16 protein-coding genes and 2 pseudogenes are annotated in these 12,802 nt (G+C 60.5%); 12 read left to right on the forward strand and 6 right to left on the reverse strand.

The window, feature by feature from the left end; genetic code table 11:
• The 4 genes from ACZXDY_RS41955 to ligD form a co-directional block, all read left to right on the forward strand.
• Positions 1 to 1,215: Druantia anti-phage system protein DruA (locus ACZXDY_RS41955; protein ID WP_464349521.1), on the forward strand; the 1,215-nt coding region annotated here is incomplete at its 5' end.
• Entirely contained in the window at positions 1,203 to 2,327 is a 1,125-nt protein-coding gene (locus ACZXDY_RS41960) for a hypothetical protein (RefSeq protein ID WP_464349522.1), read from the forward strand. The genes ACZXDY_RS41955 and ACZXDY_RS41960, both read left to right, overlap by 13 nt.
• 11 nt (positions 2,328 to 2,338) lie before the next feature.
• Positions 2,339 to 2,674, forward strand: a complete 336-nt coding sequence (locus ACZXDY_RS41965) for an ASCH domain-containing protein (protein ID WP_464349523.1) — start codon at positions 2,339 to 2,341, stop codon at positions 2,672 to 2,674.
• Between the two features lie 159 nt (positions 2,675 to 2,833).
• On the forward strand, positions 2,834 to 3,742 hold the full coding sequence (gene ligD, locus ACZXDY_RS41970; protein ID WP_464349524.1) for a non-homologous end-joining DNA ligase: 909 nt from the start codon (positions 2,834 to 2,836) through the stop codon (positions 3,740 to 3,742).
• 203 nt (positions 3,743 to 3,945) lie between these two features.
• On the opposite strand, the gene ACZXDY_RS41975 is transcribed toward ligD, so the two are convergent.
• From ACZXDY_RS41975 to ACZXDY_RS41995, 5 genes are read right to left on the reverse strand one after another with little or no spacing between them, the layout of a single operon-like run.
• Positions 3,946 to 4,164: a hypothetical protein gene (locus ACZXDY_RS41975; protein WP_464349525.1), complete on the reverse strand. Its 219-nt coding sequence runs from the start codon at positions 4,162 to 4,164 to the stop codon at positions 3,946 to 3,948.
• 4 nt (positions 4,165 to 4,168) lie between these two features.
• Positions 4,169 to 4,453: a hypothetical protein gene (locus tag ACZXDY_RS41980; protein ID WP_464349526.1), complete on the reverse strand. Its 285-nt coding sequence runs from the start codon at positions 4,451 to 4,453 to the stop codon at positions 4,169 to 4,171.
• 25 nt (positions 4,454 to 4,478) lie between these two features.
• The gene (locus ACZXDY_RS41985) at positions 4,479 to 4,784 is read right to left on the reverse strand and encodes a hypothetical protein (RefSeq protein WP_464349527.1); all 306 of its coding nucleotides are present in this window, start codon (positions 4,782 to 4,784) and stop codon (positions 4,479 to 4,481) included.
• Positions 4,732 to 5,355 carry a hypothetical protein gene (locus tag ACZXDY_RS41990; protein ID WP_464349528.1) on the reverse strand — a complete coding sequence of 208 codons (624 nt, stop codon included), beginning with the start codon at positions 5,353 to 5,355 and terminating at the stop codon, positions 4,732 to 4,734. Before ACZXDY_RS41990 ends, ACZXDY_RS41985 begins: the two co-directional genes overlap by 53 nt.
• A 3-nt stretch (positions 5,356 to 5,358) precedes the next feature.
• The gene (locus ACZXDY_RS41995) at positions 5,359 to 5,511 is read right to left on the reverse strand and encodes a GcrA family cell cycle regulator (RefSeq protein ID WP_464349529.1); all 153 of its coding nucleotides are present in this window, start codon (positions 5,509 to 5,511) and stop codon (positions 5,359 to 5,361) included.
• A 1-nt stretch (position 5,512) separates the two neighbouring features.
• On the opposite strand from ACZXDY_RS41995, the gene ACZXDY_RS42000 reads away from it, so the two are divergent.
• The 4 genes from ACZXDY_RS42000 (at position 5,513) to ACZXDY_RS42015 (ending at position 7,741) form a co-directional block, all read left to right on the forward strand.
• Positions 5,513 to 5,713: a hypothetical protein gene (locus ACZXDY_RS42000; RefSeq protein WP_464349530.1), complete on the forward strand. Its 201-nt coding sequence runs from the start codon at positions 5,513 to 5,515 to the stop codon at positions 5,711 to 5,713.
• On the forward strand, positions 5,710 to 5,877 hold the full coding sequence (locus tag ACZXDY_RS42005) for a hypothetical protein (RefSeq protein ID WP_464349531.1): 168 nt from the start codon (positions 5,710 to 5,712) through the stop codon (positions 5,875 to 5,877). The genes ACZXDY_RS42000 and ACZXDY_RS42005 overlap by 4 nt, the downstream gene beginning before the upstream one ends.
• Entirely contained in the window at positions 5,859 to 6,617 is a 759-nt protein-coding gene (locus tag ACZXDY_RS42010; RefSeq protein ID WP_464349532.1) for a hypothetical protein, read from the forward strand. The genes ACZXDY_RS42005 and ACZXDY_RS42010 overlap by 19 nt, the downstream gene beginning before the upstream one ends.
• Before the next feature lie 191 nt (positions 6,618 to 6,808).
• Positions 6,809 to 7,741: a DUF2336 domain-containing protein gene (locus tag ACZXDY_RS42015; RefSeq protein ID WP_464349533.1), complete on the forward strand. Its 933-nt coding sequence runs from the start codon at positions 6,809 to 6,811 to the stop codon at positions 7,739 to 7,741.
• Positions 7,742 to 7,865: 124 nt separating this feature from the next.
• On the opposite strand, the gene ACZXDY_RS42020 is transcribed toward ACZXDY_RS42015, so the two are convergent.
• The gene (locus ACZXDY_RS42020; protein ID WP_464349534.1) at positions 7,866 to 8,210 is read right to left on the reverse strand and encodes a DUF1491 family protein; all 345 of its coding nucleotides are present in this window, start codon (positions 8,208 to 8,210) and stop codon (positions 7,866 to 7,868) included.
• Positions 8,211 to 8,526: 316 nt separating this feature from the next.
• Between ACZXDY_RS42020 and ACZXDY_RS42025 the strand changes: the two are divergent.
• From ACZXDY_RS42025 to ACZXDY_RS42040, 4 genes and pseudogenes are all read left to right on the forward strand, one after another.
• Positions 8,527 to 8,769: pseudogene (locus ACZXDY_RS42025) on the forward strand (calcium-binding protein); the annotation flags it as partial.
• 69 nt (positions 8,770 to 8,838) lie between these two features.
• Positions 8,839 to 10,434 (forward strand): phytase, encoded by a 1,596-nt coding sequence (locus ACZXDY_RS42030; RefSeq protein ID WP_464349535.1) that lies wholly within the window; start codon positions 8,839 to 8,841, stop codon positions 10,432 to 10,434.
• Between the two features lie 149 nt (positions 10,435 to 10,583).
• On the forward strand, positions 10,584 to 12,338 hold the full coding sequence (locus tag ACZXDY_RS42035) for a type I secretion system permease/ATPase (RefSeq protein ID WP_051396978.1): 1,755 nt from the start codon (positions 10,584 to 10,586) through the stop codon (positions 12,336 to 12,338).
• A pseudogene (locus tag ACZXDY_RS42040) lies at positions 12,335 to 12,664 on the forward strand (HlyD family type I secretion periplasmic adaptor subunit); the annotation flags it as partial. The gene ACZXDY_RS42035 and the pseudogene ACZXDY_RS42040, both read left to right, overlap by 4 nt.
• Positions 12,665 to 12,802: the final 138 nt, after the last annotated feature.

Consider the following 12,802-nt stretch of genomic DNA (forward strand, 5'->3'; position numbering starts at 1 on the left):
ACCCCGCCGCTCCAACAACAACCGCCGAGAAGACGAAAACTCTCCATTTTAAGGTTTTTCAGCAGACTGCTAGAGCGCAAGAAGGCGGTTTTTCGGGAGAGGCTGCGTCGAGATTTGAAGGCCGCTGGCTTCCGCGTTGTTGCTCCTTCAAAGTCAGGATGGTTGATCACTCCTCCGAGCCGTGAAACTCAGGAGCGCGTGATGCGAGGGCTTCGGCTCGAGCAGATCGAGAATGAGAGACCATTCGTCGACAAAATGGAAACTCGGGGCTGCCGCCAGCTCTTGGCCGACTCCGGAATTGACCCTCACAAGATCCATCCACAGATCAAGTTTTGCGCCACGGCTGCGGATCATGAGCTGTTCCGCTACTGCAAGCTCTTTCAGCGTGTGCCGACCACAAACCGCGTCGGCCGGCAGCTTCGGTGTCTAGTCTACGACGTCGGGCAGCAGCCAAAGCGGCTTATGGGAGTGTTCGAACTCACAAGTGGGCCGTACACTATGGGCGCTAGGGACGCCTATCTCATGTGGTCCGGTTCTAGCCGGAGAAGTATCAAGGACCGTGGGTTGCGAAGGGTTATGGATTTGGCCACCATCGTCGCCATTCCGCCGTACAACATACTGCTGGGTGGCAAGCTAATCGCGGCGCTGGTCTTTAGCGATGTCGTCGCGAAGGAGGTTCGCCGGCGCTATCGATCAGAGTTACTCGGTGTCGTTGCGACCTCAGCCACCGGTCTCCATTGCGCAATACTGAATCGGATCGGATTGCGTCCGGGAGGTCTGTTTGCCCGGATCGGCCAAACGAGTGGCTACTCCACCCTTGCTTTCGGCCCAGCGACCTTGAGCGCGGCCCGCGACTTCCTTCCAAACTTTGTCAGCGCTTCGGAAGGTGAATTCTCAAAGTCGGTTCGCCCCATCCACGTGCTTCGAGTCGCGATGAGGAACTGCAACATTCCTTCTGACCCGATCCTCAAAAGTGCGTATGCAAAAGGAGTGTATTTCGGGACCCTTGATCCGTCCCACCTCAAGGCACTGAGAAATGGTCGCTCCTGCTCTGCTCAGGGGGTATCCGTACCGACGATTCTGGAGCATTGGCGGTCAAAATACTTGACGAAAGCCCTCAATTCGGAACGCCGTTCAGCGGCCCTAACGGCATTTGTTAGAACGAGTCCCCTACCTCCCCGCACAAGGAAAAGAAAGCAAAGATGTTCTGGGTGATTTTCGACACCGCTACTCGGCGGGACTACTACCGCGACGTGCACAAAATCCTGGCTATGCCGGCAGGAAGCATCTGTCGCTATGACTACAAAGCGAAATATTTCTCGCCGGCAGGCTTGGAACAAGCCGAGCGGGCTGCAAATGTGAATGCGCTGCTGGTTTATGTTCAGCCGGATGGCTATCAGAAGTGCGGTGAGGATCCAACGGGAATCGTGAAGTTGGATGGTGGCCTGTGGGTCGGCACTCGATTGGCTACGGTTCGGACCGTCTCTCGACCCACTGACCGTTATTACCTCTATCTTCAGATGCAGGGTTACCCAGCTCCAAACCAGCAGGCTCTTCAATCGATCTTACGCCCCCTCGTTGAGGCCAACGAAGTGCCCTTCTCCAACTGGGTCTCGGTATCTGATCTGGACGACCAATATCGGGCTTTGTGTGAAGGCAAAACCTCCGAGAACTGGGCGGCTATCGTGAACAACCTCGGGGCCGCCCCATCCCAATTTGCTGGCGATTCGTTCTGGAGGATCTCGAAGATCGGATCTGGCGAGCACGGCCAAATGGTAAGTCCCGAGGTTGAGGAGCGACTACATTCTGGCGGGATGAGCAAGGCGATATTTCCCGTCAAGGAGCTTGATTGGCTGACCATCGAAATTGAAAGTAGATTGCCCGAGGCTGAACAGAAGCCCCGCACAGCGGACCTGGAGGTCCGGGAAGTGGTGCTCTCGTGTACTGCCGACCCTTTGGCCGCCCTGAATGGTAGAACGGAATCCTTACGGAGGTATGGTCACATCGTCATTGAAGAGGAAATCGGTTCGACAGAAAGGGTAGCAGCGCAAAATTGCGTCATACAGTTTGCTACTTCTCCTTCGGACGCCAAACGCTATCCTGTAGGCCCCGAGTTCACGCTAGACCTCCAAGTATCCAAATCCTGGTCGCGCTCATTCTTCGGGATATTGCTCGCGCTGGTGGCGACTTCCTTTTTCGGAACCGCCTTGGTGATTGTAAGGGACAACATGGCACCTGGCCTAATTCTGGCGATCTTCAGCGCGGTGCTTGGGGCGATCGCCTATTATCTGCTTACTGGCAAATTCAAGTTTCCGGGATCGAAATAACGGAGATCGAAATGGGAATCGTGAACCGACAGTTCACCTATAAACGTCGCATCAAAGTCAGTACCGAAGACTTTCGATCCGCTAGCGAAGGCAAGAAGACAGCCACAATCCGTTTGGGAGTTGCAACGGTCGAGGGAGACCACATTGACCTCACGGATGGGGCCAATACATTGAAGGTGAAGATCCTCTCCGTTATCACCGAACCATATAAGGAGCTTTCCGATCTGCACGCCCAGTGGGAAGGCTTCCATAGCGTGTCGGAGCTTCAGAAGGATCTGGAAAAATACTACCGGAAAATAGATCCTGAGCAGCCTGTGACCACCATACGGTTCGAGCTTGCTCCCTAGCCAATTCGTTAATCTGCGCGCAGTTCCTGTCGGCCCAACAGCGGACCTACACATGGGCGGCTGAAGGAACGGGGATGTGCTCTGAGCGTTAAGGACTCGTGGGAGAAAGATGGTTAAACTGCCCGCCGCATTGACGGCGGGTTTTTTGTGAGTTGCGTTGTGAAGCGTACCAATTTTCCCGAAATGCCTGGCTTTATTAAGCCTCAGCTTGCCACCCTTCGCTCGAAGGCTCCGGCGGGCGACCAGTGGCTCCACGAGATCAAATACGACGGCTACCGAATCCAGCTCCATCGGAACAAAGGAAAGGCGAAGACCTATACCCGTACTGGCCTCGACTGGACGAAACGCTTCTCGGTTATCGCCGGCGCGTTCGACCTCCCCGGTCAAGCTATTGTGGACGGGGAAATAGTGGTGGTCCATGAAGGTCGCACCAACTTCTCCGAATTGCAGGCGGACCTCGCCAGAGGCGATCAGGATCGGTTGCTATACTACGCTTTCGACCTTCTCTGGCTCGATGGCAAAGACCTTCGCAAGACGCCGCAGATCGAGCGGAAGGCCATGCTGCAGGAGCTGTTCAACACCTACCAGCTCGAGCCGCCAATAGTTTTCAGCGAGCACGTCCAGGGTCACGGCCAGCAGCTCTTCGAGCATGCGGCTAAGCTGCACTATGAGGGCATTGTCTCCAAACGTGCTGATGCGCCGTATCGGTCAGATCGCAACGAAGGCTGGCTGAAAATCAAGACCGTCCACCGGGGGCAATTCCCGGTCATCGGCTTCATCAAGGACCCCAGTGGTGTCGCGGCCCTGTACCTGGGCAAGCAGGAGGGCAAACAGCTGCGATACTTGGGAAAGGTCGGGACGGGATGGTCCCGTACGGTTTCCAGTCAAATCAGGAAACAGCTCGAAACGGTAGTTAGCCCGAAATCAAAGCTCACTAAGCCCGTCAGGAAGCCAAAGGCCACCTGGGTAGAACCGAAGTTCGTTGCCGACGTTGAGTACCGAGACATCACGTCGGAGGGCTTGCTGCGCGCAAGCTCGTTCAAAGGGCTTAAGCGTGACGAATCCTAAGTGTCCGATCTGCTTCGGCGTCGGCTGGGTCTGCGAGAACCATCCAAACCTCGCCTGGAGTGGAGAGCTTGGCTGTCAGTGCGGGGCGGGGATGCCGTGCGGGTGCAACCGATCTGACGATGAGGGAATTGACGAACCGGACGTCAGCGGCGTCCTCGATGAGACTCCGCCCGTAAAGCATTAGCGCTGCCTTCATCCGACGATTAACCGCCGGGCCGGCCGATGCGAAGCGCGCTCACGAAGGCGAGGAAATATCCCCACAGCACGGTGATGGACTTGCCACAGACCGCCCACACCTTGCCCCAGAAGGTGTCAGCCTCGTCGTAGAAGTGCTTGAACGCTGGGACGGCATGGAGCGCCGGCCGCAGCAGGAGATACGCAGCCACGATGACCCATGGCGCGGTCAGGATGACCCAAAGCATGGTCTTACCTCTTGAAGATGGAAGCGATGGCGGAGACAGTCCACTTGCCGGTGCTGACAACGATGTGCGGGAAGCCGCGCTGCGCCATGATGCCGGCGATCTTCCGAACCGAGTCGGCCGCCGTCTTCTGGATCGCGTCGATGGCTTCCTGCTGCTCGTCTTCGGCCAGCATCGCCCACGGCACCTTGATCGTGCGAACGTGCGTGAGCAGCGCATCGCGGATGTCGCCCGAAAGCGTCTCCGCTTCAGCGAGCCCGATGATGAATTCGGGTTGCAGAATAGTCTCCATTGCCTTCTCTCCTTAGTTCGCCGGCTCACGACTTGAGCGCAGCCAAAAAAATGTCCCGGGCTCTACGGGATGCGACACTGCGCGCGCCGGACTCATGCGACTCGGAACACCATTTGTCGTGCAGTGCCTGCAGTTGGCCGATCTCGGCGAACTCATCCGGGATGAACTTGATCGAGTCCATCTTTGCCAGAGCGCCGACCGCGCTGTAGTTGAGGAGCCTCGCGTCGATTTCTTTGTGCGCCTTCTTCGTCAGTGCCACGCCGACCGCACAGCCGCGCTCACCCTGCTTGTACATGCAGCAGCGCTGGTCCTTCTTCGGGTGCTGCGCCATCAGCCGGCCCTCCTTGTAGGCCTGCAGCGCTTTCACCTTCACTCGTTTCAACGTGATCATCATGATGATCGACTCCATTGTGTTGGCTGATTTCGTATCTCGCTCGCTCGCCAATCCATTGCGCGATGAGAATTTCGATAGTGACGCCCTCGGCCGCGGCGATCGTCTTCACCACCGGGCACAGCTCAGGGTCCAGCTTGCGCAAAATCATTCGCTCGTTCAGTCGACGGCGTTTCGCGTCCCGCAGATCGGGGAAGTAATTCAGGATCGTCGTGTGATTGCGCTTCATGATGCGGGCGATCTGGTTCACGCTGAACCCAGCAGCTCGCAGTCGATGCGCGGCATCCATCCGCGCCTCGATGAGGTACGACCACCGATACGGCCCGAAGAAATCGTCCTTGTGCAGTCGATGCGTCTGCAGCACCGCCTTGATGATCAGCTTCGACATGCCGATCAGCGATGCCGCCGGGCCCGGCGCTGGAAGTGCAAGCATCTGTTGCTCGCGCACTTCGTGCACCGACGGGCCCACGCCGGGCGTCGACATAATCCCGTTGCGCTCGACCACGGCCATAGCTCAGCTCTTGTAGACGATCTGCGCGTGGAAGCCGCAGAAGCGACAATCCTCATCGCGAACCGGATTGCCGCAGAAGACGAAGTCCCTCGTCTCGACGTCATCTGGCGAGCACTCGAACTGACACTCGCCGGCTTCTAGTTCGAGGAACGACACATTGCGCGGAGCGACCGGCGAGAAGGCGATTGCGGGCGTGACCGATCAGCAGCTCAAGGAACTACGCGATCTCATTAAGGAAGTCCGCGCCGATGAGGCGAAGGTCTGCCGGGCCTGCCGCGTCGAGTCCTTGGATCAACTGACGCTGAAACTCTACGGCCAAGCGAAAGCGAAGCTGGTATCGATGAGGAGTCCGCTGTGAACGCGCTGATCAACATTGAAGTCCTGACGCCCGAGAAGGTCTTTGCGTCGATCGACAGCGTCGAGGAGATCATCTCGAGGCTAGAGCCGTGGAGCCGAACCCCGACAAGCCCAACGCAAAAACTGACCAGCTTGGTGCTGCTCGCATGGCGCTGGCTGTCCTGAAAGCAGCATTGTCGTTTGGCGTCGTTTGCCGGATTCGGGGCTGCATCGAATTTCAGGCGATGCTCCGGGAAATGGAGTTCGAGGCCCTGAAGCCGCGAACCTTCGCCCCCACAGCGGAGCAGATCAGCGCGGCCCGCCGAGCGGCGCACGCGGCAGGGGCTCCTCGCCGCGCTCTTGCCTACGCCATCCAGTTCGAGACGACCCTGCGGCAATGGGACGTGATCGGGCAATGGGTCGATCTCGACGACCCCCGGCCCTCGGCCGTGCTTGGCTACGGCAGGAAGTGGATAGGTCCGACATGGGCGGCAATCGACAACAATCTGATTCTGGCGAAGGTCAAGCCGACAAAGACCGAGGACACCACCGAGGTGACGGTTTCGTTCGACCTCGCCGCCTGCCCGATGGTCTGCGAGGAGCTGGCCAAGATTCCGCAGGACAAGCGGACTGGCCCGCTCATCGTTAACCCGGACACCGGGCTGCCCTATGTCCGGCAGACCTACCAAAATGGCTGGCGAACCGACTTCAAGGCGGCGGGGCTGCCCAAGGGCATGTGGAACCGGGACTTCCGGGCCGGCGGGATCACTGAGGGCGGCAAGGCCGGGGCGTCGAAGGACGACCGCCGCAAGCTGGCGGGCCATGCCAAGGAAGAAACCACCGACGTCTACGACCGCGACCAAGTCGAGGCGCACCGTCGGGTGATGAAGGCCCGGAAGCAATTTCGGGAGCAGAACGGGCAGTAAACAGACGGTCCCGGCGACCCCAAAAAACGGGGACCGGAGGCATTTTAATTCAATCGCTTAGGAGTGGTTAATATTAACCGGCTCTTAAAGCCGCCGACATAGGCTGGCGTCAGAACGTTTTGCGCATTCTCGAAAGTCGCGTACGCCTTCCCATGAGCGCAGCTCCAGTCATTCCAGGCCTCGACGGGCTGATGACCCTCTCTCGTCGCGAGGGCGTCGACATCCGTCCGACGCTGCTGCGCGTGCTCACCGACCTCTATGTGCAGGCCAAGGCTCATTCGGCTGATGAAGAGCGGCAGTTCGTCGAACTTGCCTCGCGCCTGATCGACCAGGTGGACGATGCGACGCGCGCGGCGGTGCGGGCGCGGCTCTCGGTCTATCCGGCGACGCCGGAGGAGCTTCTCGGCAAGCTTAGCCTGCGGCGCACTGACCCGGACCAGCAGTTGCCCGTCGCCGCTGAAATCGCTGGGCCGCCGTCTCCACCATTGCCGGTCCAACCCCCGACCGAAGCGCAGCTTCGGATGGCAGCGAGCCTCGCAATGCGGCCCAACGATGCCGCAGAGATCACCGACATGTTCTTCGCCGCGACGGCCAGCGAACGGGTCCAGATCCTGCAGAACATCGTGCAGACGCCGCTGAAGGCATCAGCCCGGATTCCTGCAGCGCGCGCCGCGCGCGCCATCGAAATCCTGGAAATGGCGGCCTTCGCCGAAGACATCGAGAATTTCGCGCGCGAGGTCGGCGAAGCCCTGATCCTGCCGTCGCGCATCGCCGAGCAGGTGGTTAATGATCCCGGCGGCGAGCCGCTGGCCTGCGCGGCGAGAGCGTTGAACATGCCGAGCCCGGCGTTCCAGCGGGTGCTGATGTTCCTCAATCCGGCGTTGGGTTCATCGGTGCACTATGTATTCCGCTTGTCGCGAATGTACGATCGGCTGAGCGAGCGCACGGCGCTCATTATGCTCGCTGCATGGCGCGGCTCGACCATGGCGGTCGCGCGCGCCAAATATCGCCCCTCGCTCTACGATGACGAACGCCATCGCGCACGCTCCACATCTGTCGATAGGCGCCCGGCGGGTCAGCCGGGCGATGCGCCCGCGATCCGCTCGCAGAGCTCCGGACGCTAGAGCATTTTCGGTTCTGATTGAATCAGAACCGAAGCTCTAGATTCTTGTTTTGACGCGTTTTCTTCACGCGAACCGGTCTCCACCCTCGGATCAAGTCCGAGGGCATGCTTCGCTCGAAAACGCTCTAACCCTTCGCCAGCTCCAGAAAGTGCCGTCCGGCCTTGTCCTCGGTCTCGACGACCCAGACATCGGGATCGAACCGGATTTCCTTGGCAAGCCGTTGCTCCACCGATGATTCCGGTACCGGCTCCTTCGTCATCGGCACGAAGATGCGGTCGAACGGCCGGCTGTCTTCATAGGCTGTCTGCGGCGCGGGCGTGTAAAGCATGGCGTTGCCGTCGAGCAGCGCCACCTTGACGAACACCGCCCCCGCCTCCTCCGCGCCGCGCCGGCGCACCGCACCGAACACGCCTTCCGTCTGGCAGCGCCGCAGATATGCGGACACCCAGATGCTTGATTTCAATCGCATTGCACAACGATAAGCCGGCCGCGAGGTCAGCGCCAGTGCCTCTCCGCTCGTTTTGTGCGAGACGCTCAAACGAACCGGGCAAGCCGTGGCCTCGCAAGAGCCGCCCGATTTGCCAATTTTTCCACAAGGCACCAACACACCGCGACTCTTTGTCACGCAACTAAAACAAGCCGAATTTCCCGAGAAAATCGACATCATTTGCCGCAGATGGGCGAGTTTCCGCCTCTAGCGATTGCAACTTCATCCCGATGTCGCGCGACCGTCACGGCCGATTGGTTAACGGACCGGGCTACGATCCATTTTCCAGGGGAAAGCAATGTCAGGACGTCATCAATACCATCACGCGCATCACCACGGCGGCAAGAAGCTGTTCGGAACGAAAAGCGACGACGATCTTTTCGGGTCGGACCGCAATGACATCATCTTCGGCCTTCGGGGCGATGATCTGATCGACGGAGGCAAAGGCAACGACACGCTGTTCGGTGGAAAGGGTAACGATGCCCTGATCGGCGGCGAAGGTAATGACCGCCTGTTCGGCGGCACCGGACGGGATCTGCTGTTTGGTGGCGCCGGCAAAGACGAACTCAGTGGCGGCGACGGCAATGACAAGTTTCTGTTCCGCAAGGGCATGGGCGTCCACACGATCGAGCACCTCGATCGCGGCGATCGCATCGATATCCGCGACTTCCATGTCGCCTCTTTTCAGGCGCTGATCGACTCCGCCCGACAGCTCGGTCACGACGTTCAGATCAGCTTCGGCAACGGCGACAAGCTCGTCATCGAGAATACGCGTATCTCGAGCCTTCATGCCGAACAGTTCATCATCGCAGATGAAGTCAAGGGTCCGTCAAGCTCGCAGACGCCCTACCTCCTCAGCAGCGACTCCCATGTCTACACCCAGTCATTGCTGACGGCGGGTGACAGCGTGGGCGGCTACAAGATGGCCGGCATTCCCGACGGGCTTGGCGCATTCGACAATGGCGACGGGACCTTCACCGTGCTGATGAACCACGAGCTCGGCGGAAACCTGGGCGTCGCGCGCGCCCATGGCGCCACCGGCGCGTTCATCTCGGAATGGGTGTTCGACAAGACCACGCTGCAGGCGGTGTCAGGCAAGGACCTCATCCACGACGTCTGGCTCTACGACACGACGACCAACAGCTATGTCGACCACAACGCCGGCAACAGCCCGGTATCGTTCAACCGATTCTGCTCCGCCGACCTTGCCGATCAGAGCGCGTTCTACAATGCGCAAACCGGTCTCGGCTTCAACGGCAGGCTCTATCTCAACGGTGAAGAGTCCGGTGTCGAAGGGCGGGCATTCGCCCATATCGTAGGCGGCGCGCAGGACGGCAATAGCTATGAGCTCGCCTGGCTCGGCAACATGTCCTTCGAGAACGTGGTTGCCAATGCGCATACCGGCGACAAGACCGTGGTCGCGGCGTTGGACGATGGCCAGAACGGTCAGGTCTATTTCTATGCCGGCGACAAGAAGGCAACCGGTAACGCCGTCGAGAAGGCCGGCCTGACCGGCGGCCATTTCTTCGGCATTCACGTCAGCGAGTTGGAAGGCGCGTTGAACAACAACGAGCCGAACACCGCCTCCCCGCTCGGGACGGACGAGAAGTCGACCTTCTCGATGATCGATCTCGGCGACGTCAGCGGCATGACCGGCGCTCAGATCGATGCGGCAAGCGAGGCCGCCGGCGTCACCAGCTTCCTTCGTCCGGAAGACGGCGCCTGGGACACGCTCAACCCGAACCGCTTCTACTTCGTGACGACGGACGCCTTCAATGCTCCGAGCCGGCTGTGGGCGTTGGATTTCAACGATGCCAGCAACCCGGCCGCGGGCGGCACCATCAAGCTGCTGCTCAACGGCACCGAAGGGCAGCAGATGTTCGACAACCTCACGGTCGACGCGAACGGCAAGATCGTTCTCTGCGAGGACGTCGGCAACAATGCGCATCTCGGCAAGGTCTGGCAGTACGATCCGGCAACCGACAAGCTGACGCAGCTCGCCGAGCACGATCCGAGCCGCTTCACTTCGGGCGGCGCGAACTTCCTGACCCAGGACGAGGAATCGTCCGGCGTCATCGACGTCTCGCACATCCTCGGCTACGCCGGTGAGAACGTCTACCTGATCGATACCCAGGCCCACTTCAACGTCGGCGGCGAACAGGTCGAGGGTGGTCAGCTACAACTGATCCACCAGTATCTGGTCTGATGGCGATCATGACGGACGGGCCATTCCCCGTCCGTCACCAAGCCGTGGACTTGCCCTTGGACTTGCGGAGGCGCGGGTTCTTCCCCGCCTCCGCATCCATGCTTTCAAACCGCGCCCCTCACCTGCAACCTGCGGAGCAATTCCCCGTGATGCCAATCGCGCAAGCAAACCGTCCTGCCGCGGAATCGGAATTGCGTATAGCGCTAGCATCCTGCCGCGCCGCGCTGATCGCAATCGCGATGTTCAGCGGACTAATCAACCTGCTGAGCCTGACCGGTTCGCTGTTCATGCTGGAAGTCTATGATCGCGTGCTGCCGAGCCGCAGCGTGCCCACGCTTGTCGGTCTCAGCGTCATTGCAGCCATGCTGTTCGTCTTCCAGGGTATCCTGGAGCTGACGCGTGGACGCATGCTGCTTCGGATCGGAAACCAGATCGACTGGCGTGTCAGCGACCGCGTCTATGATCTCGTGATACGTCTGCCGCTCCGCACGCGCGGCGGCGGCGACGGGCTGCAGCCGGTCCGGGACCTCGACACCATCAGGTCGGTGCTATCGGGGGCTGGCCTGCCGGCGCTGTTCGATTTGCCATGGCTGCCTATCTATCTCGTGATCTGCTTTGCGTTCCACCCGCTGATCGGCGGCACCGTGCTCGGCGGCGCGCTCGTGCTGGTGATCCTGACGCTGCTCACTGATCGCCTGTCCCGTCGCTCGGTGCAAAGAGCGTCGAACCATGCCGCCGCGCGCAACCGACTCGCCGAGGCGAGCCGACGCAACGCGGAAGTCCTGGTTGCGATGGGGATGTCCGCGCGTTTGCTCGCGCGCTGGCGCGAGCTCGGCGATGCCTATCGCCGGCAGCAGAAAATCGCCGGCGACATCTCGGGCGGTTTCGGCGTCGTCGGACGCATGCTGCGCATAATGCTGCAATCAGCCGTCCTCGCGGTCGGCGCCTATCTCGTCATTCACCAGGAGGCATCCGGCGGGATCATCATTGCCAGCTCGATCCTGACCGGCCGCGCGCTCGCGCCCGTCGACCTCGCGATCGCCAACTGGAGGAGTTTCGTTGCGGCGCGTCAGAGTTGGCGGCGTCTCGAAAAACTGCTGGCAGCCATCCCCGCGCCCGCGGCGCAGGTGCCCCTGCCCGCGCCGAGCCGCACGCTGCTTGCGGAAAAACTGTCCGTCACCGCTCCGGAATTCGAAAAGCTGCTGGCCACCGACGTCAATTTCGTCCTCAAGGCGGGCAGCGCGCTCGGGATCATTGGCGCCAGCGGATCGGGAAAATCCTCGTTGGTCCGGGCGCTGGTCGGCGCATGGCCGCCATTGCGCGGTGTCGTCCGACTGGACGGCGCGGCGCTGGAGCAATGGTCCTCCGAGACGCTCGGAAATCACATCGGATATCTGCCGCAGGACGTCGAGCTGTTCGAAGGCACCGTCGCCGAGAACATCGCGAGATTTGTCCCGAACCCGCCGATGGAAATGGTGCTCGCGGCCGCACACGCAGCCGGCGTCCATCAGCTCATCGTCGGCTTGCCGGAGGGATACAACACCCAGATCGGCGAACAGGGCGCGCGCCTCTCCGCCGGCCAAAGGCAGCGCGTTGCACTCGCCCGCGCGCTGTATGCGGATCCCTTCCTGGTCGTGCTGGATGAACCCAACTCGAACCTGGACGCCGAAGGCGAAGAGGCGTTGACCCGCGCGATCCTCGCGGTTCGGGCTCGGGGCGGCATCGTCGTGATCGTCGCGCACCGATCGAGCGCGCTCGCCGCCGTCGACTTCGTAATGACGATGGCCAACGGCAGGCAGCAAACCTTTGGCCCCAAGGACGAAGTGTTGTCGATGCTGACCCGACGAGAACCACCCCCCGCAGGGCCATTCAAGGTCGTTCCTCAAACCGCGGCATCGACATGACCGAGAGCACATTTCGCGGCGAAGACCGCAGCCTGCGCCACCATCTGATCGGCGGAATGGTTATCGCGCTCGTACTGACCGGCGGCATCGGCGGCTGGGCCGCCACCACGGAATTGTCAGGCGCAGTTACTGCATCCGGATCGGTTGTCGTCGATTCCAATGTGAAGAAAGTCCAACATCTGACCGGCGGCATCGTTGGAGAATTGCTGGTCCGCGAAGGCGATCATGTTCGCGCCGGAGATACCCTGGTGCGACTCGATGAGACCGCGCTGCGGGCCGGCCTTGCCATCTACGCCAAAGGCTTGGATGAGATGCGCGCCCGCAAGGTGTCATTCGGCCTGCAATATTGACCCCCTAAGCCGGGGGATCGGCGTCCAAAATTGACCCCGCATTGCCTCATCAAGAATGTTACCGGAGAACTGACCGTCAGGATTGGGGCGGCGATACCGAATCGGCTCGGTGTC

Source organism: Bradyrhizobium sp. LeoB3 (assembly GCF_055456055.1).